This is a genomic window from Cupriavidus sp. 01L45 (genome assembly GCF_056399885.1).
Genome location: NZ_JBFTSG010000153.1, coordinates 1 through 1385 on the forward strand (window position 1 = coordinate 1; position 1385 = coordinate 1385).

2 protein-coding genes are annotated in these 1385 nt (G+C 65.8%); both read right to left on the bottom strand.

Annotated features, from left to right (window positions below):
• Positions 1 to 701, bottom strand: a 701-nt coding sequence (locus AC1DT6_RS40475) for an ABC transporter ATP-binding protein (protein WP_477115622.1), incomplete at its 3' end; no start/stop codon positions are given.
• A gap of 9 nt (positions 702 to 710) precedes the next feature.
• Positions 711 to 1385, bottom strand: a 675-nt coding sequence (locus AC1DT6_RS40480; RefSeq protein ID WP_477115623.1) for an ABC transporter ATP-binding protein, incomplete at its 5' end; no start/stop codon positions are given.

Genomic DNA, 1385 nt, shown 5'->3' on the forward strand with positions numbered 1-1385 from the left:
TGGCCTGCAGCTCCCTGCAGCTCCGCGGCCGCGAAGCGCTCGACGATGGTGCCGTGTTCCATCACATAAAAGCGATCGGCCAGCGGCGCGGCGAAGCGGAAGTTCTGCTCCACCATCACCACCGTGTAGCCCTTCTTCTTGAGCATCAGGATCATGCGCGCCAGCGCCTGCACGATCACCGGCGCCAGGCCCTCGGAGATCTCGTCGAGCAGCAGCAGGTTGGCCCCCGTGCGCAGGATACGGCCAACCGCCAGCATCTGCTGCTCGCCGCCAGACAGGCGCGTGCCCTGGCTCTGGCGGCGCTCCTTCAGGTTGGGGAACATGTCGTAGATCTCGGCCTCGCTCATGCCGGTGACCGCGCTGCCGCCCTGCCCTTTCAGCAGCGGCGGCAGCAGCAGGTTTTCCTCGCACGACAGGCTGGCGAARATGCCCCGCTCTTCCGGGCAGTAACCGATGCCGCAATGCGCGATCTTGTGCGTCGGCATGCCGATGGTCTCGGTGCCGTTGACGCGGATCGAACCCTTGCGCTGGCCGGTCAGGCCCATGATCGCGCGCAGCGTGGTGGTGCGCCCGGCCCCGTTGCGGCCCAGCAGCGTCACCACCTCGCCGGGATTCACGGTCAGGTCCACGCCATGCAGGATGTGCGATTCGCCGTACCAGGCGTGCAGGTCCTTGATTTCTAGTGCGGGCGTTGTGCTCATCCTGGCTCCTCAGTGCGCGCCCTGCAGTTCAGCGTCGACGGTGCCCATGTAGGCCTCCATCACGCGCGGGTCTTTCGATACTTCGGCGTACGGCCCTTCGGCCAGGATCGCGCCGCGCTGCAATACCGTGATCTTGTCGGCGATCGACGAGACCACGTTCATATTGTGTTCGACCATCAGGATGGTGCGCCCCACCGCCACCTTGCGGATCAGTTCGGTGACACGCGCCACGTCCTCATGGCCCATGCCCTGGGTGGGTTCGTCGAGCAGCATCAGCTCCGGCTCCATCGCCAGCGTGGTGGCGATCTCCAGCGCGCGCTTGCGGCCATACGGCAGGTTGACGGTCACGGTCTGCGCGACGTCGGTCAGGCCGACCTGATCGAGCARCTCCATGCCGCGCCCGTTGAGCGTGTCGAGCGTGTTCTCGCTGCGCCAGAAATGATAGGACGTGCCGAGCTGCCGCTGCAGGCCGATGCGCACGTTCTCCAGCACCGTCAGGTGCGGGAACACGGCCGAGATCTGGAACGAACGGATCACGCCGCGCCGGGCGATCTGCGCCGGTTTCTCGCGCGTGATGTCGATGCCGTTGAACAGGATCGTGCCGGTCGTCGGCTCTAGGAACTTGGTGAGCAGGTTGAAGCACGTGGTCTTGCCGGCGCCGTTGGGGCCGATCAAGGCATGGAT